This is a genomic window from Lysobacter capsici (assembly GCF_018732085.1).
In the GTDB taxonomy this organism is placed as follows: domain Bacteria; phylum Pseudomonadota; class Gammaproteobacteria; order Xanthomonadales; family Xanthomonadaceae; genus Lysobacter; species Lysobacter capsici_A.
In genome coordinates, this window is sequence record NZ_CP076103.1 from 588,431 (window position 1) to 614,177 (window position 25,747).

Annotated in this window: 17 protein-coding genes; 11 read left to right on the forward strand and 6 right to left on the reverse strand. The window is 67.9% G+C overall.

Annotated elements, in window-relative coordinates:
* Nucleotides 1-10: 10 nt before the first annotated feature.
* Complete coding sequence (locus KME82_RS02385; RefSeq protein WP_215497107.1) at nt 11-1,636, reverse strand: peptide ABC transporter substrate-binding protein; 1,626 nt, start codon at nt 1,634-1,636, stop codon at nt 11-13.
* A 234-nt stretch (nt 1,637-1,870) separates the two neighbouring features.
* On the opposite strand from KME82_RS02385, the gene KME82_RS02390 reads away from it, so the two are divergent.
* Entirely contained in the window at nt 1,871-3,250 is a 1,380-nt protein-coding gene (locus tag KME82_RS02390; RefSeq protein ID WP_430538778.1) for a glutamate--cysteine ligase, read from the forward strand.
* Nucleotides 3,251-3,598: 348 nt separating this feature from the next.
* Here the strand turns inward: KME82_RS02390 and KME82_RS02395 are convergent, their stop codons facing one another.
* On the reverse strand, nt 3,599-4,483 hold the full coding sequence (locus tag KME82_RS02395; RefSeq protein ID WP_215497108.1) for a DMT family transporter: 885 nt from the start codon (nt 4,481-4,483) through the stop codon (nt 3,599-3,601).
* Nucleotides 4,484-4,621: 138 nt separating this feature from the next.
* Here KME82_RS02395 and KME82_RS02400 point away from each other — a divergent pair, with 138 nt between their 5' ends.
* Nucleotides 4,622-5,545: a LysR family transcriptional regulator gene (locus KME82_RS02400; RefSeq protein WP_215497109.1), complete on the forward strand. Its 924-nt coding sequence runs from the start codon at nt 4,622-4,624 to the stop codon at nt 5,543-5,545.
* 173 nt (nt 5,546-5,718) lie between these two features.
* Here the strand turns inward: KME82_RS02400 and KME82_RS02405 are convergent, their stop codons facing one another.
* Complete coding sequence (locus tag KME82_RS02405; protein WP_215497110.1) at nt 5,719-6,474, reverse strand: tetratricopeptide repeat protein; 756 nt, start codon at nt 6,472-6,474, stop codon at nt 5,719-5,721.
* Nucleotides 6,475-6,733: 259 nt separating this feature from the next.
* Here KME82_RS02405 and ppc point away from each other — a divergent pair, with 259 nt between their 5' ends.
* The 5 genes from ppc to fghA all read left to right on the forward strand — a co-directional run bounded on the left by ppc (nt 6,734) and on the right by fghA (nt 12,929).
* Complete coding sequence (gene ppc, locus KME82_RS02410) at nt 6,734-9,493, forward strand: phosphoenolpyruvate carboxylase (RefSeq protein ID WP_215497111.1); 2,760 nt, start codon at nt 6,734-6,736, stop codon at nt 9,491-9,493.
* Between the two features lie 755 nt (nt 9,494-10,248).
* Entirely contained in the window at nt 10,249-10,524 is a 276-nt protein-coding gene (gene frmR / locus KME82_RS02415) for a formaldehyde-responsive transcriptional repressor FrmR (RefSeq protein WP_056100766.1), read from the forward strand.
* Nucleotides 10,525-10,645: 121 nt separating this feature from the next.
* The gene (locus KME82_RS02420) at nt 10,646-11,755 is read left to right on the forward strand and encodes an S-(hydroxymethyl)glutathione dehydrogenase/class III alcohol dehydrogenase (RefSeq protein WP_215498939.1); all 1,110 of its coding nucleotides are present in this window, start codon (nt 10,646-10,648) and stop codon (nt 11,753-11,755) included.
* Nucleotides 11,756-11,780: 25 nt separating this feature from the next.
* On the forward strand, nt 11,781-12,095 hold the full coding sequence (locus tag KME82_RS02425; protein ID WP_215497112.1) for a hypothetical protein: 315 nt from the start codon (nt 11,781-11,783) through the stop codon (nt 12,093-12,095).
* A gap of 3 nt (nt 12,096-12,098) precedes the next feature.
* The gene (gene fghA, locus KME82_RS02430) at nt 12,099-12,929 is read left to right on the forward strand and encodes an S-formylglutathione hydrolase (RefSeq protein ID WP_215497113.1); all 831 of its coding nucleotides are present in this window, start codon (nt 12,099-12,101) and stop codon (nt 12,927-12,929) included.
* Nucleotides 12,930-13,134: 205 nt separating this feature from the next.
* On the opposite strand, the gene KME82_RS02435 is transcribed toward fghA, so the two are convergent.
* The 3 genes from KME82_RS02435 to KME82_RS02445 all read right to left on the reverse strand — a co-directional run bounded on the left by KME82_RS02435 (nt 13,135) and on the right by KME82_RS02445 (nt 18,546).
* Entirely contained in the window at nt 13,135-14,280 is a 1,146-nt protein-coding gene (locus KME82_RS02435; RefSeq protein WP_215497114.1) for an efflux RND transporter periplasmic adaptor subunit, read from the reverse strand.
* Nucleotides 14,277-17,471 carry an efflux RND transporter permease subunit gene (locus tag KME82_RS02440; RefSeq protein ID WP_215497115.1) on the reverse strand — a complete coding sequence of 1,065 codons (3,195 nt, stop codon included), beginning with the start codon at nt 17,469-17,471 and terminating at the stop codon, nt 14,277-14,279. Before KME82_RS02440 ends, KME82_RS02435 begins: the two co-directional genes overlap by 4 nt.
* A 598-nt stretch (nt 17,472-18,069) precedes the next feature.
* Nucleotides 18,070-18,546 (reverse strand): hypothetical protein, encoded by a 477-nt coding sequence (locus KME82_RS02445; protein ID WP_215497116.1) that lies wholly within the window; start codon nt 18,544-18,546, stop codon nt 18,070-18,072.
* Between KME82_RS02445 and KME82_RS02450 the strand changes: the two genes are divergently transcribed.
* From KME82_RS02450 to KME82_RS02465, 4 genes are all read left to right on the forward strand, one after another.
* Nucleotides 18,545-19,144, forward strand: coding sequence for a hypothetical protein (locus KME82_RS02450; protein ID WP_215497117.1), 600 nt, complete (start codon nt 18,545-18,547; stop codon nt 19,142-19,144). The two genes, KME82_RS02445 and KME82_RS02450, sit on opposite strands and share 2 nt — an antisense overlap.
* A gap of 3 nt (nt 19,145-19,147) precedes the next feature.
* Complete coding sequence (locus KME82_RS02455; RefSeq protein ID WP_215497118.1) at nt 19,148-20,965, forward strand: XVIPCD domain-containing protein; 1,818 nt, start codon at nt 19,148-19,150, stop codon at nt 20,963-20,965.
* A gap of 408 nt (nt 20,966-21,373) precedes the next feature.
* A complete protein-coding gene (locus KME82_RS02460) occupies nt 21,374-22,324 on the forward strand; it encodes an AraC family transcriptional regulator (RefSeq protein WP_215497119.1) in 951 nt (316 codons plus the stop codon).
* Nucleotides 22,325-22,888: 564 nt separating this feature from the next.
* A complete protein-coding gene (locus KME82_RS02465; protein ID WP_215497120.1) occupies nt 22,889-25,291 on the forward strand; it encodes a S8 family serine peptidase in 2,403 nt (800 codons plus the stop codon).
* Nucleotides 25,292-25,747: the final 456 nt, after the last annotated feature.

Genomic DNA, 25,747 nt, shown 5'->3' on the forward strand with positions numbered 1-25,747 from the left:
GGCGGTGAGGTCATGGCGACAGACTCAGCCAGCGGCTGGCGTGGCGATCGAGGGCGTTGGCTTCGAAGCCGCGCACGTTGCCGGCGACCAGATGTTTGGAGCTGTAGAAATACAAGGGAATCGCCGCGTTGTCGTTCAACAGGCGCTGTTCGGCCGCGCGCAGCCAGGCGTTGCGCGCGGCTTCCGAATGCGCCGCATCGGCCTTGGCCAGGCGTTCGCGATAACCCGCGTCGTCGTAGCCCATCCAGTTCAGCGGCCCGTCGCTGCCGAACGCGGCGAGGAAGTTGCGCGCATCGGCCAGGTCGCCGATCCAGCCGCCGCGGAACACCTGGGTGATGGTGCGCTGCTTGCGGTTCTGCACGAACACTTTCCATTCCTCGTTGCGCAATCGCACCTGCACGCCGAGGGTCTGCCGCCACATCGCGGCGACCGCCAGGGTCAGGCGCCGGTGGGGGGTCGAGGTGTTGTAGCGCAGTTCGATCACCAACGGCTTGTCGTCCGAATACCCCGCATGCCGGTACAGCGCACGCGCATGCGCTTCGCGTTCGGCCTGGCTCAACGACCGCCACGGCATCGCCGCGGGCGTATAGCCGGCGATGCCGGGCGGAACGATGCCGTAGGCCGGGGTTTCGCCCAGGCCGGTGACGTAGCGGGTGAGTTTGTCGCGATCGATCGCCAGGGTCAGCGCGCGCCGCAGCGCGAGTTCGCGATCCTCGCAAGGCGGCGTCGCGCAGGCGGCGCTGCGCAGCGGCGGGCGGGTCAGGTTGATGCCGAGCCAGAACGCGCCCAGGTACGGCGACAAGCGCAGTTGCGTGCCGAAGCGTTTGCGCAAGGCGGGCAACGGCTGCGGCGGCACCACCTCGGTGATGTGCAGGTCGCCGGCGGCGAAGCGCTGCAGTTCGGCCGCGGCGTCTTCGGTGACCTGGAAGCGCACGCGTTCGATCGCGACCGCGGCGGCGTCGTGGAAACGCGGGTTCTTCTCCACCACCAGGTTGGCCTGCGGCGTCCACGCGGCCAACCGGTACGCACCGTTCGATACCAATCGCCCCGGTCGCGTATGTTGCGCGCCGTACTGTTCGACCGCGGGCAGATACACCGGGAACGCGATCGGCAAGGTCAGCAAGGCCGGCAAGCCGGCGCTGCGGTTCAAGCGGAACACCACGGTGCGCGCGTCGCTCGCGCTCACGCCGAGCCGCTGCGGCGGCAGTTTGCCGGCCTGCACCGCCTGCGCGTTGTCGAGCGCGTCGAACAGTTCGCCGAACGGCGCGGCCGTGGCCGGAGCGAACGCGCGGCGGAAACTGGCGACGATCTGGTTCGCGTCGATCGGCTCGCCGTTGCTCCATTGCAGGCCCTCGCGCAGGGTGAAGGTCCAACTGCGGCCGTCGGCCGAGACCGACCAGCGCTGCGCCATGCCCGGGATCAGCCGGCCGCGCGCGTCCTCGGTGACCAGGCCTTCGTACAGGTCGCGCAGCACGTTGCCGCAGGCGACTTCCTGGCAGCGGTGGGCGTCCAATGTGCTCGGCTCCGGGCCGTTGCCGCGTTCGAGCATCGTCGCGGCGGCCTGCGCCCGCGCGCCCGGCGCTATCAGCCACAGCAACGCCAGCGCCAGTGGCAAGGCCGCACCATAGCGTTGCAAGGCGGACGTTGTTCGGTGCAAGGCGGGGTCTACACTGCCGGGGGTCTTGCGATTGTAGGCGAGGTGCCGCATATCCAGACCCGAAACTGAGGCAAGGTAGGTCGTCAGGTTTGCGCCGGTCCTCGCCCGTTGAGGCGCCGGCCGCGTCCGCTGGGTTGGCGGGCGCGGATTCCGCGCAGCGATGCGCGAGCAGGGCATAGTGCCTTGCAGCAGGTTTTTCTCAGCGAGGTGGATGTGTCCGGTCCCAGCCAGGTCAAGGATCTCGAGATTCCCGACATCAAGGGCGGCGCGCGCGCCGTGCTGGTGGATTACCTGGCCTCGGGCGTGCGCCCGGAGTCGGATTGGAAGATCGGCACCGAACACGAGAAATTCGGATTCCGCACCGACGACCTGCGGCCGCCGACCTTCGACGGCGATCGCGGCATCGAGGCCTTGCTCAAGGGCCTGGTCCAGTTCGGGTGGTCGCCGGTCGAGGAAAAGGGCCGGGTGATCGCGCTGACCCGCGACGACGCCTCGGTGTCGCTGGAGCCGGCCGGTCAGCTGGAACTGTCGGGCGCGCCGCTGGCGACCCTGCACGACACCTGCGTGGAAGCGGCGACCCACCTGCGCGAAGTGCGCACCGTCGCCGAGCCGATGGGCCTGGGTTTTCTCGGCATGGGCTTCCAGCCCAAGTGGCGCCGCGACGAAATGCCGTGGATGCCGAAAGGCCGCTACAAGATCATGCGCGACTACATGCCCAAGGTCGGCTCGCTCGGCCTGGACATGATGACCCGCACCAGCACCGTGCAGGTCAACCTCGACGTGCGCGACGAGCCCGACATGGTGAAGAAGTTCCGCGTGTCGCTGGCGTTGCAGCCGATCGCGACCGCGCTGTTCGCCGATTCGCCGTTCACCGAAGGCAAGCCGAACGGCTATCTGTCGTACCGCTCGCACATCTGGACCGATACCGATCGCGACCGCACCGGCCTGCTCGATTTCGTGTTCGAGGACGGCTTCGGCTACGAGCGTTATGTCGATTACCTGCTCGATGTGCCGATGTACTTCGTGTACCGCGACGGCAATTACATCGACGCGGCCGGGCAGTCGTTCCGCGATTACCTCGAAGCCAAGCTGCCGGCGTATCCGAACCAGCGCCCGACCTTGAAGGACTGGGCCGACCACACCACCACCGCGTTCCCGGAAGTGCGGCTGAAGAAGTATCTGGAAATGCGCGGCGCCGACTCGGGCCCGTGGAACCGGATCTGCGCGCTGTCGGCGTTCTGGGTCGGCCTGCTGTACGACGCCGATGCGCTCGACGCGGCCTGGGACCTGGTGCTCGACTTCACCCCGGCCGAGCGCCACGCCTTGCGCGACGGCGTGCCGCAGCACGGTTTCCACCTGCCGTTCCGCGACGGCAAGGTGCTGGATCTGGCGCGACGCGCGCTGGAGATTTCCGCGCACGGGTTGAAGCGCCGCGCACGCTTGAACCACAACGGCGCGGACGAATCGATCTATCTCGAACCGCTGACCGAGTTCGTCGCGATGGGCAAGAGCCCGGCCGAACGCAAGCTCGAGCTGTTCCATGGGGCGTGGGGCGGCAGCGTGGATCCGGTGTTCAAGGAATTCGCGTACTGAGGTTGGGTGCGGGCGGTGACTGCGTTTTGGTGCCGCGTGCGCTTGGCGGTGCGCGCATTCGCCTGTGGCCGCGAGGTACGCCACACGGTTGCCTGGCAGCGAGCTTGTTTCGCTGTTGAAGGCAGGTCGCTTTCTGGTGGTCGTGTCGCGTCTGCGCGAAAAGCGAATCCTCCCCAGCCCTCCTTTTCCAAAGGAGGGGGCGCAGGCGGTGCGATCGTGGGGTGGCGTGGTGAAACCGTGCATCACGAACAAGCGCGCGTCATCGTCCTTGCTTCGTACTCTCCCCATCCCGAGCCTTTTCCCCCTTTGAAAAAGGGGGCAGGGGGGATTTGCTCTTACCCGGGATGCTCACGCAGAACCTCCGGCGTTCGAATTCGCGGCGACCGGCGCCGCACGGCGATTACCGCGCAGCGCAGCGATCGCGCCGGCCACGATCAACGCCGCACCGATCAAGGTCGCCGCGCGCGCCGCATGCCCGAACAGCAGCCAGTCCAGCGCCGCGCTGACGGGCACCGCGACATACATAAGCGGAGCCAGGGTGGACGCGTTGTCCATGCCGCGGTACGCGAGGTCGCGCAGCGACTGACTGCCGAGGCTGCATGCCGCCATACCGAGCAGGGCCAGCGCCAACACCAGCGGCGGTTGCGCGGCGAACGGTTGCGCCGGCATGCGCCAACACGCGATCAGCGCCAACGGCAGGCCGACCATCGCCGCCTGCAGGTACAGCTTGAACTGGGTGCGAAACGGCGGCTGATGCTGGGCGCTGCGGTAGAACAGCACCTGCGAGCCGGCCATCGCGAAGCCGCCGAACAGCGACACCAGCGCATTGGCGTCGAGCCCGTGCCGGCCGGGCTGCAGCACCACCAGCACACCCGCGAACCCGACCGCCAGGCCGTACAAGGTCGAAGGTTGCAGGCGCTCGCCGAGCCAGGCGCGCGCGATCAGCGGAATGAACAAGGGCCCGGTGTTGTACAGCAGCACCGCGTGCAGCAGGTCGCCGCGCATCGCCGCGAGCACGAAGCAGCCCTGCGACACGATCACCGCCACCGCGCGCACCCAACCGGGCCGGTCGGCGAACGACCACACCGCGCGCCAGTCCTCGCGCCGGGCCAGCCCGACCAGGATCAGGCCGGGGATCGCGAAGCGCAGCCAGGTGACCAGCTCCGGCGGCAAGCCGCGGGTGTAGCGGCTGAGCAACCCGAGCAGCGCCAGGCAGATCGAGGCGGAGGCCATGAGGCCGGCGCGAACAGCCAAGGGACGGGACGGCGGAGGTACAGCCGAAGAAATCAGAGGAGCAGCAGACATATGGTAAAGATAGGCTCACCAGCTGCCTTTAAAAATCAACAAAACCCACGCCGGTGGTAAGTAAAAATGACCACAGACCCGCAATCCCCCAGGCGCCTGCCACCCCTGCGAGCCCTGCAAGCCTTCGCCGCCGTAATCCGCCACGACGGCATGCGCCGAGCCGCCGAACACCTGCATCTGAGCCACGCCGCGCTGAGCCAGCACGTCCAGCACCTGGAAGAAGCCTTCGGCCTGCGCCTGCTCGACCGCAGCGGCGGCGGACGCGCCCGGCCGACCGCGCTGGGCCGCGAATACGGCGAGGCCTTGATCGCCGGCTTCGAGCAGATCGAAGCGGCGACCGCGCGTTTGCGCCTGCGCAGCGACGAAAGCCGGCGGCTGGTGCTCGGCGCGCCGACCAGCCTCAGCGTGAGCCTGCTGCTGCCGCGGATCGAGGAATTCGGCGCCGACGCCGGCTTCGACCTGCAGCTGTTCTGTCCGGCCGCGGCGGCGGATCTGGCCCAGGGGCGCCTGCACGCGCTGCTGATGCACGGCGATCCGCGCGAGCAGGGGCTGCAGGGTGAGCTGCTGTTCGAACAAGGCTTGTTGCCGGTGGCCTCCCCGGAGCTGATCGCGCGCCTGGACCCACAGCGCTGGTGGCAGGATGCGACGCCGGGCGTGCGCGTGTTGCATGTGGTCAGCGATGGTTGGCGTCACGATTGGCCGGCGTGGTTCGGCGACGATCCGTCGACCTGGCCCCTGCCGCACCTGAGCCTGTCCTCGCCGATGCCGGCGATCAGCGCCGCGCTGGCCGGGCAGGGCATCGCGCTGATGTATCCGCGGCTGATCGCCGATCGCCTGGCCAGCGGCGAATTGCGCACGCTGCCTTCGCCGTATCCGGCGCAGGTCAAGCGGCTGTATCTGGCGTGGTTGCCGCAGGCGCAGGGCAGCGGACGGCTGGAGCGGGTGCGCGATTGGCTGGGCGAGTTGCTGGGCGGGAGCGCTGCGAGCTGAAACAAGAGCGTCGGGGCTGAAGCCCCTCCCACAAAAGATCTCGCGGCGATGCCTGTCTTTAGGTGGAAGGGGCTGCTTTCAAAACAGGCCACTCCCACAAAAGTGGTCGACCCTGCGAGGTCTTTTGTGGGAGGGGCGTCAGCCCCGACGCTGTCCGCTCAGATCGTCATGCCTCACATGCTCTCCGCGCGCTTGCCCAATTCCTTGAGCCGATCCAGCGCCGGCTTGTTCATCCGCCGCGCATACGCCGGCAAGCGCTTGGCCCGCGCCTGCGCCTGCTCGCACAACTCGCGCGCGCGGCGCAGGTCGCCCCAGCCGATCAGGCATTCGACGTAATGCACGTGCGCATCGAAGCCGCTGCTGTAACCGACCAGCGCCTCGAATTCTTCCTTCGCCTTGGCCTTGTCGCCGCTCGCCGCGACCGCGCGCGCATAGGTCAGATGGCCTTCGGGCGAACGGAACTCCGGCTTGCGCGCGATCAGGTCCTCGAGCGTCTGCCGCGCCTGCGCGGCGTCGCCGGCTTCCAGCAGGGCATGGGCGAGCTTGACCTGGATGTGCGGATCGTCGCGATGGATGCCGCTGAGCGCGGCGCGGTACAGCGGCAGCGCGTCGCTGGCGCGATCGGCGCCGAGCAGCGCATCGGCCAAGCGCATGCGGTTGTCGGTGGTGGCCGCGGTCTCGTAGGCGTCCTGCGCTTCGCGCAGTTCGCGGCCCGGGTCGAGCAGGCGCCGCACGTTGCCGGCCAAGGCGCGGCCGTGGCGGGTGTGGCGCTGGTCCGGCAGCCAGATCGCCACGCCGTAGACCACGCTGCCCAGCAGCGGGAACATGAAGAGAATCATCAACCAGTAGCGGTCCTGGCCGCTGCGCACGACATGCACGGCGAAGCACAGCGCGACGATGACGTGCAAACCCAGGCCGAGGTACGGCATGACGCGATCCTTGCGAAAGAGGGGCAAAACGGACGGCCGATAGTTTCGTGATTCCGGTCGCAACGCGCCAGGGGGTTGCGGCGCCGCTCGTCGCCTCGCCGGCGGCGCGATCGCCCGTGCATTCGCGGCGTAGGCCAGGCACGACCGCGAACGTACCCGGGCCTGCAGCGCGCGGCGGCGTTCGGCCGGATCGCTGTCGCCAATCCGTCACACCTGCAACCGTCGGCACATCGCGCATGACCTGCTGTAGCCTTCAAGCATGAATGTCCTCCTAGATACCAGCGACGAACCGCTGCGTGCGGTTGATTTCGCCTCCACCGACGCCTTGCTGCGCGACGACGTCAAGACCCTGGGCGCCCTGGTCGGCGAAATCCTCGCCGAACAGCGCGGTCCGGCCTTTCTCGACGATGTGGAGCGTCTGCGCCGCGCCGCGATCCGCCGCCGCGAGGCGCAGGCGCCGATCGGCGCCCTGGCCGAAGTGCTGGCCGATATCGATCTGGACCAGGCCAGCGATCTGGTGCGCGCCTTCGCCACCTATTTCCAGGCGGTCAATCTGGCCGAGCGCGTGCATCGCATCCGCCGCCGCCGCGACTACGAACGCAGCGGCGCCGGCGCACAGCCCGGCGGCCTGCGCGACGCGATCGGCCTGCTCGCACGGCAAGGCGTCAGCGCCGAAGAAGTGGCCGCATTGCTGCCGCGGCTGCGGATCGAACCGGTGTTCACCGCGCATCCGACCGAAGCGGTGCGACGCGCGCTGCTGGAGAAAGAACGCACCATCGTCGGCTGCCTGGTCGCCGACATCGACCGTAACCGCACCCCCACCGAACGCCGCGCCGACCGCGAACGCATCCGCCTGGCCCTGACCGCGAGCTGGCAGACCGCCGAAGCGCCCGCGGCCAAGCCCAGCGTTGCCGACGAATTCGAACACGTTGGCTTCTACCTGTCCGACGTGCTGTACCGGGTGCTGCCGGTGTATTACGAAACCTTCGAGGACGCGCTGCGCGAAATCTACGGCGAGCGCTTCGAAGGCGGCGCGGCCTTGCCCGACGTGCTCGGCTTCGGCACCTGGGTCGGCGGCGACATGGACGGCAATCCGAACGTCGGCGCCGACACCATCGCCGCGACCTTGTCCGGCCAGCGCGCGCTGGTGCTCAATGCGTATCGCAACGACCTGGCCTCGCTGGCCGAACTGCTCAGCCAGTCGGTGACCCGCGTGCGCATCGACGACGCGGTGCTCGCGCGGGTCGAGGATTACCGCTATCAACTGCCGAAGGCGGCCGCGCTGCTCAAGCCGCGCCACGCCGACATGCCGTACCGCAACCTGCTGAGCCTGATGGCCGCGCGCCTGCAGGCCACGGTCGAGGAAAGCGTGCATGGCTATCCCGACGCGCCTGCGTTTCTGGCCGACATCGCCCTGATCGAACGCAGCCTCGCCGCCAATCAGGGCGAGCATGCCGGCGGTTTCGCGGTGCGCCGCCTGCGCCGCCGCGCCGAATGCTTCGGTTTCCATCTGGCCAGCCTGGACCTGCGCCAGGATTCGGGCACCCACGATGCCGCGCTGGCCGCGCTGCTCGATATGCCCGATTGGGAATCGCTGGACGTGGCCGCGCGCGCCACCCGTCTGCACAGTTTGCTCGACGGCGACGCGCCGCCCGCGCGCGCCGCGGCCAATGCCGCGCAGTCCACGCTTGAGGTGTTCCGCGCGGTCGCGCGGCTGCGTCCGCGTTACGGCGAGCGCGCGTTCGGGCCGTACATCGTCAGCATGAGCCGCAGCGCCGCCGACGCGCTGGCGGTGCTCGCGCTGGCGAAAACCGCCGGTTGCGTCGATGGCGACGGCCGCGTGCCGTTGGATGTCGCGCCGCTGTTCGAAACCGTCGACGACCTCGACGCCGCCGCCGACACCTTGCGCGCCTTGTTCGCCGATCCGATGTACCGCGCTCACTTGCGCGCGCGCGGCAATCGCCAGGTGGTGATGCTCGGTTATTCCGACAGCGCCAAGGACGGCGGCATGGTCGCCTCGCGCTGGGCCTTGCAGCAGACCCAGATCGCGCTGACCGCGCTGGCCCACGACAGCCAGGTGCGGATCGCGTTCTTCCACGGCCGCGGCGGTTCGATCAGCCGCGGCGGCGGCAAGACCGAGCGCGCGGTGATCGCCGCGCCGCGCGGTTCGGTCGACGGTTACCTGCGTCTGACCGAGCAGGGCGAAGTGATCCATCGCAAGTACGGCATCCGCGCGCTGGCGCTGCGCAATCTCGAACAGACCACCGGCGCGGTGCTGCGCGCGACCCTGCGTCCGCGCGCGCCGGAACCGCGCGAAGCCGGCTGGCGCGCGATCGCCGCCGAATTGGCCCAGCAGGCGCGCGCGCATTACCGCGCGCTGGTGCATGAAGACCCGCAGTTCCCGGCGTATTTCCGCGCCGCCACCCCGATCGACGTGATCGAGCGGCTGCGCATCGGCTCGCGCCCGGCCAAGCGCGCCGGCGTCGGCGACATCGGTTCGCTGCGCGCGATACCGTGGGTATTCGCCTGGTCGCAGAACCGCGCCGGTTTGACCGCGTGGTACGGCGTCGGCACCGGCCTGGGACGCGCGCTGGCCGAACACGGCCGCGACGCATTGGCCGAGATGGCGCGCGACTGGCCGTTCTTCGGCACCTTGATCGACGATCTGGAAATGGTCCTGGCCAAGTCCGACCCGGCGATCTTCGAACGCTATTCGATGCTCGCCGCCGACTTGCCCGAAGGCGATTTGCACGCGCGTTTCCATCCCGGCATCGCCGAGGAATTCGAGCGCACCCGCCGCGCGGTGCTGACGATCAAGGGCAGCGAAGAACTGTTGCTGGGCGATCACCGTCTGCGTCAGTCGATTCGCCTGCGCAACCCGTACGTCGACCCGATCAGCCTGTTGCAGGTCGACCTGCTGGCGCGCTGGCGCGCGGCGGGGCGGCCGGACGACGGCTTGCAGCAGGCCTTGGTGGCGACGGTCAACGGCATCGCGGCCGGGGTGCAGAACACCGGTTGAGCACGAACGCCGCCCGCACCGACGCATCGACCCGCAGCGGCCTGTAGGCGCTGCGTAAGCTGCGACCGCGAGTTCGCGCCGATTGCGCAAGTTTCCTCACAGCCGCAACGGCGCGGTCGCGGCTCACGCCGCTCCTACAGTCGGGTCACACACCAATGACGCGACCGCACAGATTCTTCAACCCCGACGAAACTTCCCGTAGCCCCTGTAGGAGCTGCGCAAGCTGCGACCGCGAATCCGCACCAATTGCGCAAGTTTCGCCGTAGCCGCAATGGCGCGGTCGCGGCTCGCGCCGCTCCTACAGTCGGACGACGCACCAATGATGCGACCGCACAGATTCTTCAACTGCCGATGAAACTCCCCGCAGCCCCTGTAGGAGCTGCGCAAGCTGCGACCGCGAATCCGCATCAATTGCGCAAGTTTCGCCGTAGCCGTAATGGCGCGGTCGCGGCTCGCGCCGCTCCTACAGTCGGATGACGCACCAATGACGCGACCGCACAGATTCTTCAACCCCCGCCGAAACTTCCCGCAGCCCCTGTAGGAGCTGCGCAAGCTGCGACCGCGAATCCACACCGATTGCGCAAGTTTCGCCGTAGCCGCAATGGCGCGGTCGCGGCTCATGCCGCTCCTACATCCGGCCAACGCATCGCCGAACCGCGCAGGCCATCACCCCGGCCATCTCGGTTCCACGACCGATCTGATACTATACCCCAGTATCCAGCGCCGACCTGTCGCCGCCGTCCGAGACCGCTGCCATGCCGCATTCCCCCGCCGAGAAAAAACGCGTGCTCACCCGCGTGCGCCGGATCAAGGGCCAGACCGAGGCCCTGGAGCGCGCGCTCGAGCAGGGCAGCGAATGCGCCGCGGTGCTGCAGCAGATCGCGGCGATCCGCGGCGCGATCAACGGCCTGATGTCGGAAGTGCTCGAAAGCCATATCCGCGAGGAACTCGGCCAGGCCGTGTCGTCGCAGAAAACCCGCAGCGCCAGCATCGACGAAGTCGCCGCGCTGGTGCGTTCGTATCTGAAATGAATCCGCTGCGCTCGCGTGCTTCGCATCGATCCAAGCGAAGCCGCATCGCATCGTCGCCATCCCCATCCTTTCACGCCCCACGCGGCGCCACCGCAGGAGAATCCTTCCCATGAGCCGGACCATCAAAAGCCGCGCCGCCGTCGCCTTCGCCGCCGGCCAGCCCTTGCAGATCGTCGAGATCGACGTCGAGCCGCCGCGCGCCGGCGAAGTGCTGGTGCGCATCACCGCCACCGGCGTGTGCCACACCGATGCGTTCACCCTCAGCGGCGACGACCCGGAAGGCCTGTTTCCGGCGGTGCTCGGCCATGAGGGCGGCGGCGTGGTGGTCGAGGTCGGCGAAGGCGTCACCAGCGTCAAGCCCGGCGATCATGTGATCCCGCTGTATACGGCCGAATGCCGCAAGTGCAAGTTCTGCCTGTCGGGCAAGACCAATCTGTGTCAGGCGGTGCGCGCGACCCAGGGCCGCGGCGTGATGCCCGACGGCAGTTCGCGTTTCAGCTACGAAGGCAAGCCGATCCATCACTACATGGGCTGCAGCACCTTCAGCGAATACACCGTGGTCGCCGAAGTCTCGCTCGCGGTGGTCAATCCGCAGGCGCCGCTGGAAAAGGTCTGCCTGCTCGGCTGCGGCGTCACCACCGGCATCGGCGCGGTCCACAACACGGCGAAAGTGCAGCCCGGCGACACGGTCGCGGTGTTCGGCCTGGGCGGCATCGGCCTGGCGGTGATCCAGGGCGCGGTGCAGGCCAAGGCCGGACGCATCATCGGCGTGGACACCAACGCGGGCAAGTTCGAACTGGCCAAGGCGATGGGCGCGACCGATTGCGTGAATCCCAAGGATCACGATCGTCCGATCCAGGATGTGATCGTCGAGCTGACCGACGGCGGCGTGGATTTCAGCTTCGAATGCATCGGCAACGTCAAGGTGATGCGCGCGGCGCTGGAGTGCTGCCACAAGGGCTGGGGCGAGTCGGTGATCATCGGCGTGGCCGGCGCGGGGCAGGAAATCAGCACGCGTCCGTTCCAGTTGGTGACCGGGCGCGTGTGGCGCGGTTCGGCGTTCGGTGGGGTCAAGGGCCGCACTCAGTTGCCCGGCATGGTCGAGCAGGCGATGACGGGCGAGATCGATCTCGATCCGTTCATTACCCATACCCTGCCGTTGGAACGGATCAACGAGGCCTTCGATCTGATGCACGAGGGCAAATCGATTCGCACGGTGATTCATTACTGAGCCTGACGGCCGACAAGGACGGACCATGAAGAACATCCAGGTCATCGAGCCCGCGCAGAACTGCGTCTACGACATCTTCGCCATCGACGACGAAGGTTTCGCGCTGATCTTTCCCGAGGGGCAGGATGTGGCTTTCGCCGACGAGGTGGCGACGCGGCATCCGGAGCATCTGCTCGAGCCGGTGTTCGAGCGTCTATGGCGGCAGCGCGTGCCCAAGCACCAGGCCAAAGGCATCCACGGCCTGCTGTTTTGCGATCTGGACGAAAAGAAGCAGTACTACCCTGATCGCATCGACGAGCACGCTATCAATCCCGATGGCACCCGGCTCCGCGGAGGATGATCCATGCAGAAAATCGAATCCCACGCCTGCTTCGGCGGCCGCCAGGAAGTCTGGAGCCACACCGCCACCACCCTGGGTTGCACGATGCGTTTCGGCGTGTACCTGCCGCCGCAGGCCGAGCGCGGCGATTGCCCGGTGCTGTACTGGCTGTCAGGCCTGACCTGCACCGAGCAGAACTTCATCACCAAGGCCGGCGCGCAGCAGTTCGCGGCGCAGCACGGGGTGATCCTGGTCGCGGCCGACACCAGTCCGCGCGGCGAGGGCATGCCCGATGCGGAAGGCTACGACCTGGGCCAGGGCGCGGGGTTTTACCTCAATGCGACGCGGCCGAAATGGGCGGCGAATTTCCGCATGTACGACTATGTGGTCGATGAGTTGCCGGCGTTGGTCGACGCGCATTTTCCGACCACCAGTGCGCGCGGCATCAGCGGGCATTCGATGGGCGGGCATGGCGCGCTGATGATCGCGCTGAAGAATCCGGGCCGCTATCGCAGCGTCTCGGCGTTCTCGCCGATCGCCGCGCCGTCGCATTCGCCGTGGGGCGAGAAGGCGTTCACCGCGTATTTGGGCGAGGATCGCGAGGCGTGGAAGGCCTGGGATGCGACTGCGTTGGTCGCCGGTGCGCGTGAGCGGTTGCCGTTGTTGATCGATCAGGGCGGGGATGATGAGTTTCTGGTGTCGCAACTGAAGCCGGAGTTGTTGCGGGTCGCGTGTGAGGTCGCCAGGCATCCGCTGGAGCTGCGCATTCGGCCGGGGTGCGACCATAGCTATTACTTCATCGCCAGTTATATCGGCGAGCATGTCGCGCATCATGCCAAGGCGTTGCACGGCTGAGATTTGCGTGCTCTCACCCCGGCCCTCTCCCGCAAGCGGGAGAGGGAGTGGTTCGAAGGGGGTGATACAGGCGCGGGAGGCGGTGTTTCGGGTAATCGATGCACGCGCGAGTGGCACAGACGAGTAAATCTCCCCGGCATCCCGCGCCCTTCTCCCGCAACGCGGGAGAAGGTGGCCCGAAGGGCCGGATGAGGGCGCTCGCCCGTTACGACTTCTTCGGCGGCGGCAACGCTTTCGCATGCACCTTGTTGCCGTCGGCCAGCAGCGCGTTCGGCGCCAGCACCACGGTGTCGCCGGCCTGGATGCCGGTCAGCACTTCGACTTCGTTGCCTAGGTTGCGGCCCAGGGTCACGTCACGATACGACAGCGTCGAGTCCGCCTTCAAGGTCACCACCTGCACGCCGGTCGCGCGCTGGATCACGGTCGACACCGGCAGCACCACGGCCGGCGCGACGCGCGGCAGGTGCAATCGCGCCGAGCCGACCATGCCGGCCGGGATGCGGCTGTCGGGGTTGGGCAGGCGCAGTTCGGTGCGCATCACGCCGGCATCGCGCGAGAGCGTGCGCGCGCTGCGCGCGACCTGCGCCTTGAACACCTGGCCGGGCAGTTCCGGGAAGCTCACGTCGGCTTCCAGTCCGTTCTGGATCTGCATCGACACGTTCTGCGGCACGTCGACCACCACCCGCAGCGGATCGAGCACGGCGATCTCGAACATCGGCACGGTCGAGGAGGCCGAATCGCCGACCACCCGATCGCCGCGTTCGACATTGCGCGCCACCACGACACCGGCGAACGGCGCGCGCACCGACTGGAACGACTGCCGTTCGATCGCCGAGGTCAGCCGCGCCTGCGCCGCGTTGTGCGCGGCCACGGCGACGTCGTAATTGCCCTTGCGGTCGCTGAAGTATTCCTTCGACACCGCGCCGGTGCCGATCAGGGTCTGGGCGCGGTCGTAGTTGACCTTGGCCAGTTCCTGGTCGGCGGCGGTCTGCGCCAGCAGCGCGCGCGCTTCGCGCACCGACTGGTCGATTTCCGGCGCCGAGATCGTCGCCAGCACCTGGCCGGCGTCGACCTTGTCGCCGAGTTCGACCTTGCGTTCGCTGACGAAACCGGTCGCGCGCGCGTACAACTGCGCCGACTCGCCGGCCTGCGCGCGCGCGGGCAGGGACAGATCAAAGGCGGCATCGGCGGCCTTGGCCTGCACCGTGAGCACTTCGGGCAGGGCGTTGGCCGGCGTGGTCTCGGCGTCGCTGCGGCTGCAGCCGGCGAGCACGGTCAGCAGCGCGGCGGCCAGGGCGAGGCTCAGGCCGGCCCGGTCGAGCGGGTGGGAGACACGGATCGAGCGGTTCATGGAGCGACTCCTGCGGGGGCGCCGGCGCTGTCGGAGGATTCGTCCTCGACGCGCGGCTTACGACGGCGGCCGACGACGGCCAGGATAGAGGGAACGAGAATCAAGGTGGCGGGCGTGCCGAACAGCAGGCCGCCGATCACCGCGCGGCCGAGCGGCGCGTTCTGTTCGCCGCCGTCGCCCAGGCCGATCGCCATCGGGATGATGCCGAGCACCATCGCGCTGGCGGTCATCAGCACCGGACGCAGGCGCACCGCGGCCGATTCGTACGCGGCCAGTTCCGGATCGTGACCGTCGGCGATCAGGCCGCGGGCGAAGCTGGTGACCAGCACGCTGTTGGCGGTCGATACGCCGATCACCATCATCACGCCCATCAGCGCCGGCACGCTCAGCGGCGTACCGGTCACCCACAGGCCGACGGCGGCGCCGGCGATCGCGATCGGCAGGCCCGACATCGCCACCGCGGGTTGAATCCACGACTGGAAGTTCACCACCAGCACCAGAAACACCAGGATGGCGGACATCACCAGGCCGGTCGCGAGTTCGCCATAGGCGCTCTGCATCTCGCCGGCCTGGCCGACGATCTCGATGCGGTTGCCGGGCTTGAGCTTGCTGTTGAGTTCGCCGGTGATCTTCGTGAGCTGGTCGTAGATCGAACCCAGGTCGGTGCCTTCCACGTTCGCGATCACGCTGATGGTCGGCGCCAGGGTGGTGCGGGCCACGCTGGCCGGCACCTGGCGCGCGGTGACCGTGGCGATGTTGCGCAACAGCACCGCTTCGCCGTTGGCGCCGATGCGCAGCGGCGAGTTCATCAGCGCGTCGATGTTTTTCAGATTGTTGATCGGCGCCTGCACCTGCACGGTATAGGCGATCGCGTTGACGGTGTCGGTCCAGTACACCGGCGACACCGTGCCGGCCGAACCGAGCACCGCGAGCACGGCGCGGCTGGCTTGCTGCGCATCAAGGCCGAGTTGCGCGGCGCGGGTGCGGTCGATCTTGACCTGGTATTCGGGCAGATCGAGCACCTGGCGCAGGGCGATGTCGACCGCGCCGGGCACCTTGTGCAGGCGCTGTTCGATCTCGCGCGCCATCGCCAGATTGCCGGGCACGTCGCGGCCGATCAGGCGCACTTCGAACGCCGCCGCGGCCGAACCGGCCAGGGTGCGGCTGGTCGCGTCCGGCGGACGCTCGAACAGCTTGGCTTCGGGGAAACGCTCGGCGATGCGCTTGCGGATCTTGACCAGGTAGTCGTGGCTGTTGGCGTGCGGCGAGCGCAGCTGCAGCATGATCTCGGCTTCGAACGAACCCACCACCGCGCTGTCGACCAGCGACAGGTTGACCGCGTCGGGCACGCCGATCTGTTCGTACACGGTCTGCAGTTCCTGCGGCGGAATGATCGAGCGGATCTCGCGCTGGATCTCGCTGAGCTTGGCCGCGGTTTCCTCCAGGCGCGTGCCCGACGGCAACCGCACCTGCATGCGCAGCTGGCCGGCGTCGACCTGCGGGAAGTATTCGCGGCCGAGCGAGGCGGCGGCGAGCGCGCCGACGCCGAACACCAGCACCGCGACCACGGTCAGCACCAGGCCGTGATGCCCGAGCTTGATCAGCAGCGCGTGGTGCTTGTCGCGCAGCGAATCGAGCACGTGCTCGACCTTGTGGTTGATCTTCAGCAGCAGCTTTTCCGGCGCCCAGCGCGGGTTGGCGCGGCTCTTGATGTCGGCCGGCAGCAGCATGTAGCACAGCACCGGGATCAGCGTGCGCGAGAGCAGGAACGAGGCCAGCATGGCGAAGATCACCGCCAGCGCCAGCGGGGTGAACACCCACGCCGACAGGCCGGTCATCAACAGGATCGGGGTCAGCACGATGCAGATCGAAATGGTCGAGACCATTTCCGGGAACACCACTTCCTTGGCGCTGTCCAGGATCGCGGTGCGCACGTCCTTGCCCAGCGCGATGTTGCGGTTGGTGTTCTCCACGTCGACCACCGCGTTGTCGACCAGGATGCCGATCGCCAGCGCCAGGCCGCCCAGGGTCATGACGTTGAAGGTGTAGCCCAGCAGATGCAGCATCGCGATCGACGACAGCAGCGCGAGCGGAATCGCCGACAGCACGATCATGCTCGACCGCCACGAACCGATGAACATCAGCACCACCAGCGCGACCAGCAGGCCGACCAGCAGCGCTTCGTGTTCAATCGAGCTGATCGCGTTGTCGACGAACACCGACTGGTCGAAGATCGCGTGGATGCGCGTGCCCGGCGGCGCCGAGGCTTCGATCTCGGGCAGGCGCTCGCGCACCGCGCGCACGATCTCTACAGCGGACGCGCCGCCGAGCTTGATCAACGCCACCGACACCGCGCTGGAGCCGTCCATGCGCGCGACGTTGGTCTGCAGCGCACCGCCGTCGCGCACCGAGGCGACGTCGCGCACGTAGATCACCGTGCCGCCGCGCGACACCACCGGGATGTCGAGGAATTCGGCCGCGGTCGCCGGGCTGGTGTCGATCGAGATCTGCATCTCGCGCTGGCCTTCGCGGATCGAACCCGACGGCAAGGTCGGGCTGCCGCGTTCCAGCGCGCCGGTCACGTCGGCCGGGGTCAGGCCGTAGGTCTGCAGCTTGGCCGGATCGAGATCGACCATGATCTGCCGCGGCGCGCCGCCGTAGGGCAGGGTCATGCGGATGCCGGGAATGGTCTGGATCTGCGAACGCAGCTGCAGGCGCGCGTAGTCGTACAACTGCGCCTCGGTCAGCGAATCCGACGACAGCACCAATTGCAGCACCGGCGTGCTCGACACGTTGTTGCGCACCACCAGCGGCGGCGAAGTACCCGGCGGCATGCGCCGCAGGATCGTCTGCGAGACCGCGGTGATCTGCACCAGCGCGCGGTCCAGGCTCACGGTCGGCTGGAAATCGATGCGCACGATGCTGGCGCCGTTGATCGTTTCCGAACGAACCTCTTTAAGGTCGTCGACGGTGTTGAGGATCGCCGCCTCGGAGAACGAGGTCATCTTCGCCGCGACGTCGGCCGCCGGCAGGCCGGTGTAGGTCCACACCAGATTGATCGAGGGAATCCCGACCTCGGGAAGGATGTCGGTCGGCATCTTGCGCGCCGACAGCACGCCGAACAGCAGGATCAGGATCGCCAGGACGCCGATGGTGTAACGGCGGCTCAGGGCGTATTGAACAATCCACATCGTGAGGGGAGTCCGATTGAAGGAGCCGACGGCTGGATGAGTGGTGCGAAGTGTCCGCGCCTGGCGATCGGGCCGCAGCCGTGTCGCGTGGAACGGTTCGTATGCAGGCCGCAACGCTGGCGATGCGCCGCGCAAGGGACGGTGAAGAAACGAACAACCAAGAGCCGAACAACGAAGAACCGAACAACGAAGAACCGCAAGCTCTGGCGGCACTCTAGGCGCGGCACGCGTACGCGAAGCTGTCGTTTGGCTGACAAATTCGTCAGCTGCGGACGTGAGGATACGAACGGGCACTGCGGGCGGTCCGCGCGAACGCGTGGGCGGGGCGTCTGCGATCGTTGCGCGTGGCGTGTTGGGGGCGTATCGAGTGTGGGGTTGGGCTGGACCTCGCTCGCTGTTGGACCGGCGGCATCCGTTCGCGTTTCCGCCCGGCCCGCTCCGGGGCTCGCGCGACCACCGCCGCTACCCGGCGTACCGTCGAGGCGGGCGTCGGGTCAAAGGTGTCGACCAGCGTTCGCTGGCCAGGGTGCAACGGGGAGTGCGGTTACGTTAGTCGCACACTCGCGCGTGCGTTAGTACATTACTGTCGCATCGTTGCCTATTTCTGCAATTTGGCTGGATCGGCACAGCTTGCGGGCAGATTTGTACCGATGGCGGGGCGGCGGGTCGTCGTTCGGGAAATCAGGTGGATCCAGACTTTTGCCCGATCCCCGGCGGCCGGCGAAGCGGCGCGGTCCGCGGCTTGGGGCAGGCTGCTGGATTGCCTGATCGGATGGCGCCGAGGCGTTGCTGCGTCGTGGTCGCAGGCGCGCGGGGTCGCTGCCGATGCGGCCGGCGAGCGCGTGGCCCACGGCTTCGCAAGCGCCCGCGCGCTGGCATACTCCAGGCTCAGGGAATCGCTCGCACCGAGCCGCGTCACGACAGGGAGACACACGTCGATGGTCAACATCCGGATCCCGGCCTGGCTGGCAATGGCGATGCTGTTGCCCGCAACCGGCTTGTTCGGCGCCTGCGCCGCGAAACAGCCGCACGAACCCTCGCCTCCGTCCGAACCTGTGAAGGTCAGCGCCGCCATGTCCGAAACCATCCCGTCTTCGCCGCCCGCCGCCGGCGCGCAAACGCTCACCGCGCAAGAAGCCGGGCACCGGCTGCTGACGTTGATCGACAGCCTCAGGACACCGGCGGATTTCAGCCTGGACCGCTTCAAGACGGTCATGCGCCTGCCCGAGCCGTCGACCGAGGACGCCGGCGAACGCGAGCCGGGCTACGAAGGGTTTTCCGAAGCGATCGCCGGCAGCGACTGGTCGCAGACCATCGCCTACTCCGACGATCCGTCGTCGGCGGACGCGAAGAAGATCGAATACCGCCTCGACTACGAAGGCGCCCAGGCCGATCAGGACCAACTCGATCTGGGCCCGGCCTGCGCGATGGACTACGCGGCCTATCGGCGCGCGCTGCTCGACATGGGATTCCAGGAAGGCCCGGCGACGCCGAGCAAGATCGAATACGCCACGCGCGGCACCTTGTCGCAGGCCTTCCGGCGCGGCGGGTTGAACGTGGACATCGTGACCCAGCGCGAATCGGCCGCGTCCGAAGCCAAGCGCGCGCATGCCTGCGTGCGCAGCATCGAGGTGCGCCTGAATGCCGCGGCCGCGGCCCAAGAGGAGGGCTGAGCCATGCCGGGCCCTAATCCTCAGCTGACCGCGGCGCTCAATCAGTTCGCGCTGGAACCGGGCGTCACCCCGGAACAGGCCGCGCAGTTGCGCGCGGCGATCAACGCCACCCCAACCTTGTTGAACAGCCTCAATGCCGACGCGGCCAACGGCCACCTGCGCAGCTTCGCGCTGGCGCCGCCCGGGCCGGCGTCGGTCGGCCAATACGATATCGCCAGCGGCAAGGTCACCCTGCCGGCCGAGGTGCTGACCGGCGCCACGCCGGTCAATCCGGACCTGCGCGCGGTGTTGAAGCTGCAGGACATGAGCCTGCGTTTCGCCCACACCGCCAACGTCACCCCGGACATGCACGCCAACCTGGAGCGCACGCTCAACGGGTCGCCGGTGTTGATCGACCAGTTCAAGAACGCGGTGCGCAACGAGAGCCAGCGCGAGTTGCGCGGTTTCGCGCTGCACACCGATCCCGGCGCCGGCGGCAGTTACGACCCGACCACGCGGACCATGAACCTGACGCCGGCGAGCCTGTCCACGGCCACCTTCGACCAACACAACATGAGTTTCGTGCTCGGCCACGAGATGGAGCACGGCTTCAACCGCGCCGGCATGAACACGGCGCGCGATCAGTTCGACGCCCGGGCGCGGCAGATCGCCTCCGACGCCAACCCGATCAACGACTACACCGCGCCGAGCGTGCGCTGGATGCAGTCCAATCGCAACGACGAAGCCGAGGCCCACATCGCCGGCTGGAACGCGATGCTGAGTTACGAAAAACAGCGCAGCGGCAATCCGAACGCCGGTCTGACCGAGATGTGGAACAACGCCAACCGCGGGCGGGTCGAGGACTTCCTCGAACTCGATGCCGCCGGCACGCCGGTGGCGCGGGCCAATCTGACCTTCAACGCCGACAGCAGCCTGACCAGTTCGCCGACCAATGTCTCGACGATGGGCCAGTACTACTTCGATCAGAAGCCGGTCGGCACGCCGGGCGTCGCCGCGCACGCCACCGTCGACCTGGGGCCGCACGGCCATTCGGATTACGCCAATCTCTACGGCGCCGGCATCGTCGGGCGCGCGATCTGGTTCGAACAGAACGTCGCGGTGCCCAAGCACGGCGCCGCCTCGCGCATGCATCTGAACTTGAACAGCCTGGGCGTGAGCGAAACGCTGATGGAGGAGAACGGCATCTTCATCCGCGCCGGCTCCGGCACCGCATCGCAGGCCTATCGCGACACCAGCACCACGCCATCGGTGGCGGGCCGGTTCGATCACACCTTCGACGGACCGCACAAGCAACAGCACGTGCCGATCGACGCGTCGCTCGCGCGCGAGGGCGAGCGCCCGGCGCCGGGCGGCGTCGGCGAGGGTCCGGCGCGCGGCGACGCGGCGCCGGGACGCGCCGCGGGCGCGGTGCTGTCCGATCCGGAGCATCCCGGCCACGCCATGTACAACGGCGCGCTGCAGGGGCTGCGGCAGTCGGTCAACATCCCGCCGGGCACCTTCCAGCCGCACGACGAGGAGCGGTTGGCCGCCGGCATCGTCGCGCAGGCGCTCAATCAACGCGACGCCTTCCCGGCCGCGCGCATCGACCACGTGGTGTTCAACCGCGACCGCAGCATGCTGATCGGCGTGCAGGGCCCGCTCAACGACCCGACCCATCATCTGGCCGGCGTGAACGTGCAACGCGCGATCGCGACGCCGGTCGAACAGTCCTCGCAGGCCAGCGGGCCGGCGTTGCAGTCGCTGCAGCAGGGCCAGGAGGCCGCGCGGATTCAGGCCGAGACCCAGGGCACGCAGGCCCAGGCGCGCGGGATGCAGCAGTAGCCCCCGGGGCGATGACCTGGTTGGCGTGGTTGCGCATTGCCGGCCTGCGAAGGCCCGCGCGCGAACCCCGGCACTTCGTGCAAGCCACGCAATCTTTTGTGGGAGGGGCTATCTGCCCCGACGCTCTTTTCTCAGATCGCTTCGAATCTTGAATTGCGTCGCTTGTGATCGAAAAGCGTCGGGGCAGATAGCCCCTCCCACGCAGACCTCAAGACTCGCTGCGATGGGCAAGCTCGCTGCTCGGGACGGGCGGCGGCGCGGTCGCGGGCCCTCCATGCGGTCGCCGCCACGCTCGGCCGGCCTATTCCCGTCGCATCCTTGCCTATTTCTGCAAACCGGCCGACTAAGCACAGTCTGCGGCCGGATTCGTACCGATAATCGAGGCAACCCGACACTGTACGGGACGCCATGAACGCCAATACCTCCGCCGAATCGATCGCGCAACGCGGCAGCTGCGCCGCGCAGGCCGAACTGGTCGACCGGATTGCCCGATTGACCGACAGCGACGGCGTCCACGCCACCGCGGTGCGGCCGCTGCACCTGATCCGCATGAGCGCGCCGACCGAGTGTTCGCCGTCGGTGTACGAGCCGCGCCTGTGCGTGGTCGCGCAAGGCCGCAAGGTCGTGACCTTGTCGGGCCGCACCTACCACTACGACCCGCTCAACTACCTGGTGGTGTCGGTGACGCTGCCGATGATCGGCCAGGTGGTCGAGGCGACGCCGGACAAACCGTATCTGTGCCTGCGCCTGGACATCGACCCGGCGCAGATCGCCAGCCTGATCGTCGATGCCGGCCAGTCGCCGGCGATCGATCATGGCCATGGCGGCAACGGCGTCGACCTGGGCCTGTACGCGGCGCGGGTCAACACGACCCTGATGGACGCGGTGCTGCGGTTGATGCGCCTGCTCGACACGCCGCAGGACCTGCCGGTGCTCGCGCCGATGGCCTTGCGGGAAATTTTCTATCGCGTGCTGATGGGCGACCTCGGCCATCGCCTGCGCGCGCTGGCGCTGACCGACAGTCGCTCCAGCCGCATCGCCAAGGCCGTGGCGGTGCTGCGCCAGTGCTACCTGCAGCCGTTGAGCATCGACGAACTGGCCGAGCAGGTGCATATGAGCACCTCCTCGCTGCACCATCAGTTCAAGGCGGTGACGACCTTGTCGCCGCTGCAGTTCCAGAAGCATCTGCGCCTGCACGAAGCGCGGCGCCTGATGATGGTCAGCGGGGTCGAGGCGGTGACCGCCGCGCATCGGGTCGGTTACGAAAGCCCGTCGCAGTTCTCGCGCGAGTACAAGCGATTGTTCGGTGCGCCGCCGCGCGCCGAGGTGGTGTTGGCGCGGGGCATGCCGCAGGGCTGAGCCTGCATCGCGATCCGGCGATGCCTCGCGCGTCGCGATACGCCTGTCCGTGCCGATACGTTCGCCGCTGCTCGTCGAAATCTTCCGCGACACCGATGCGACGCCCGCGACTGCGCGAGCGCGTTTGCGCGACCAACTGAATCGTCGCGAAAAGTTTCGTATGAAACCGCATGCCGCATGCCGCATGCCGCATGCCGCGCGGCGCCGCGACCTGCGTGTCGCGATGCACGCACGCAGTCGCGAATGAACAAACGCGCGACGCGCGAACTGGGTAGGGCGTTCGCCACGCACTTGCGTTTCGCGCGCGGCGCAACGCGTGCACGCCGCGGCGATATGAAAAATCGTGCTGTCAAAATAAGTGCCACGGTGATGGGGGGACGTCGCACTTTTTGCGTTTGAGGATTGAGCGCGACGAAAACTCGATCCCTTCCTCCCCCCTGATCGTCGCACTCCCACCGCCGTTCCCTTTCCCGCACCCAGGTCTTTGCGCCTCGGCCGTGCCACGGGCTTGTGCCCGTCGGCAGCGGACGAGCATGACTGCAAATCCGCATCAGGAATCAACGAATGAACAAGATGTCGTCGAAGAAATTCGCTGTGCTCGGTCTCGCCGCGGCCTGTGCCACGGTGCTGTTGTGGTCGCGCAACGAAGCGCCAACACCGGGCGCGCCCGCGTCCGGCGCGCTCGCCAATGCCGCGGGCGCGGCGCAGGCGTCGGGCTCGCTGCCCGCGCCGGGCTGGCAATCGGTCGCGATGACCGCGGCGACGCCGCGCAACGACGCGCAGGCCAAGCTCGGTAGCGGACAGTTGCTGCAGGCGGTGCAATGGCTGGCGCAAGACCCGTCGGCGTCGTCGCCCTCGGCGTCCGCGGCGAACAACGGTAGTGCGGCGAACGGCGCGGCTTCGCGCAACACGGTGCCGGTCGCCGCGCAGATCGCCGCGCTCGATCGCGCCGGCATCCCGCTGCGCTTTCGCGACGGCGAGAAGGTGAAGATCAACGTCGATCTGGCCCTGACCCACGATGAGGTCAGCAATGCCAGCCTGCTCGACCGCGCCACCTCGACGCTGCGCGAGACCCTGCTCGCCGCCGGCCTGCAGGCGCAGCAGATCAACGGCTCGCCGAGCCTGGAGGCGTCGGTGCCGCTGGCGCGGCTGGAATGGGTCGCGAGCCTGCAGTCGGTTTCGCAGGTGTCGCTGATGGCGATGTCGCGGACCACCGCCTTCAGCGACGGCGCCACCGCCAGCAACATCGACCAACTGCGCGCGCTCGGCAACTACGACCAGCTTGCCGCGAATCTGCGCAAGGACCTCAAGGGCGAGGGCCTGACCATCGCCATCGTCGACCACTTCAACAATCTCAACGGCGCGGTCAAGGCCTTGCAGGATGCGGCGGAGTGGCCGAAGAACACCGCGGCGGAAGCCGACAAGCTGACTCTGACCCGCTCGACCAGCGGCGTGTTCGGTTATCGCGGCGTGGCCCATGGCAACGCGGTCACCGAGATCGCCTACGACATCGCACCCGCGGCCAAGTTCCGCCTGTACGACAACACCGGCGCGGCCGATTGGGTCAGCGCGATCCAGGACGCGGCGAACCTGAGCGCGCAGAACCTCGCCCAGGGCGCGCCGCGCGCGCAGGTCATCACCGCATCGCTGGGCTTCAACCTGTCCGCGCCGGGCGACGGCACCGGCATCGGCAGCGATCTCAAGGGCCTGTACGAAGCCATCGACGCGGCCAAGAACAACGGCGTGATCGTGCTCAACGCGGCAGGCAACGAGGCGCAGGTGCATTGGGACGGCGACAGCACCGCCGGCGCCGGTGCGAACGTGCTGCAGGATTTCGTGGTCGGCAACGTCGGCGCCAACGGCGCGGCGATCGTCGACAGCGTCAATCCGCTGACCATCGGCGGGCAGTACAACGGCTGTGTCCCGGTCGGCGCCAAGAGTCAGGCCGACAAGGACGCGTTCGAGATCGACGTGTGGCTGGGCTGGAACGACTGGACCAGCGCGAACAACACCACCAACGCCGACTACAAGCTCGAGCTGGTGCGCTGGGCCGACGAGGTCAGGCGCAATGGACGCCTGGTCACCGCGGCCGGTTGGGTCGCCGCGACCCAGTCCGACGACCTGCAGAACGGTACGGCCGGCCAGCAGCCGCTGGAATTCATCGCCTATCAGCCGCCGGCCGCGAGCAAGACCACGCAGTGCGACGGTCTGTTCAACGCGCGCTTCTCCGGCGGCGGCAAGTTCGGCGTGCGCATCACCCGCAAGACCGCGGGTGTCAGCAACTTCCTGCGGCTGATGAACGCCGGCTACAACTTCCAGTACGCGGTGCAGGACCGCTCGCTGATTCATCCGGCCGATGCGGCCAGCGTGATCACGGTGGCGGCGCTGGACGCGGCGACTTCCAACCTGGAGGACTACAGCTCGCGCGGTCCGGTGCTCGCCGCCGGCGGCGCGCGTCCGAACGGCCAGGCCGCCGGCAACGCCAAGCCGGACCTGGCCAACTTCGCCAATGTCGACACCGTGTCCTACGGCGACAACGCGTTCAACGGCACCTCCTCGGCGACGCCGCACGTGGCCGCGCTCGCATTGCTGGGTCTGCAGCACCAGCGCCAGCTGACCAACGCCACCGTGCCGGCGGCCTTGCCGGCCAACGCGACCGCGCAGCAGAAAGCCGATCGCGCCGCGTTGCTCAAGCAGCGCAACGTCAACCTGTCCAGCTCGGTGTACGACTCGCTGGTGTACGTGGCGAGCACCGGCGGCAACGATCTGGGCGCGGCCGGTTTCGATGCGAGCTACGGCAACGGACGCTTGAAGTTCCACGCGCGGTCCGAAGCCTGCTTCCTGTCGGCGACCTACGACGCGGCGTATCGCTCGCTGCTGCCCGCGCAGGCCAATCCGCTGCCGGCCGGACAGAAGACCTACGACCAGCTGCGTGCCGACAACAGCGCGAGCTGCGCGGCCAACTGAGCCGCCGACGAAGCGGCTTGCGATCGTGCAAGCCGTTGGTGTGAATCGAGCGCGCGGGTCACCGCGCGTATCGATGGATGGGCAAGGCGATTCTTACCTGGCGAGCGCAAGCCGCGCAGGTTCCCCCGGCACCGGACGCGATGTCCGGTGCTCTTTTTCGACACCACCTGTCGCGGTGGTGTCGGCCTTTGCGATATCGCTGCGGTCGCAGTCGCGCAAGCCCGCGCTGCACTGCAAACAGGTCGCGCGCGTGCTCACCCACGCTCACCATCGCACTACCGCCGATAACGGAAAAACGCCGCGTATTTCATCGGGGCAATGCCTGCCGCTTGAATAGAGAACGCAATTGCGCGTTCGCGCAGGACAGCGTTTCGCGCTCAATCGCAAAGAAAGTTCGTTTAGTTTATTTCTGCGCGAACAGTCGCATTTTTTCGACGGACGCGTGGTAGCGTCTGC